At 70.2% G+C, this 516-nt stretch carries 1 protein-coding gene; it reads right to left on the bottom strand.

Going from position 1 to position 516, the window contains the following annotated elements; genetic code table 11:
* Window positions 1-516, bottom strand: a 516-nt coding sequence (locus AE652_RS42915; RefSeq protein WP_049661858.1) for a condensation domain-containing protein, incomplete at both ends; no start/stop codon positions are given.

Below are 516 nucleotides of genomic sequence, written 5' to 3'. Positions count from 1 at the left end.
CCCGACCAGCTCGTCCAAGGCCTCGTCCGAACGCCCCGCCACCACCGTGCCGATGGGGATGTCCGTCCCCGCGCCCAGGCGCGACAAGAGGGCCGCCAGGCCCGCGTGCAGCACCATGAACAGCGTCACGCCATGCCGACGCGCCAACCCCTCCAACTCCGCGTGCAGCTCCGCGTCCAGCCCGAACTCCACCAGACCACCCGCACGCGAACCCACCCCCGACCGAGGCCGGTCCAACGGCAGCGCCACCTCCTGCGGCGCATCCCGCAACACCTCCGACCAGTACGCCAACTGCCGCTCCAGGACCCCACCCAACAGACCCTGCTGCCACAACGTGTAATCCGCGTACTGCACCGGCAACGGCGACCACTCCGGAGCAACCCCCGCCAACCGAGCCCGATACGCCGACGCCACCCCCTCCCACAACGGCTCCATCGACCAACCGTCACTCGCGATGTGGTGCAAGGTCACCACCAGCACCGACCCGCCCTCGGCGACCGTGAACAACACCACCCG

It is taken from the genome of Kitasatospora sp. MY 5-36 (assembly GCF_001182915.1).
Lineage (GTDB): Bacteria > Actinomycetota > Actinomycetes > Streptomycetales > Streptomycetaceae > Kitasatospora.
Note: the sequence above shows the minus strand (reverse complement) of the source record. Positions and strands in the feature narration are given on the sequence as shown.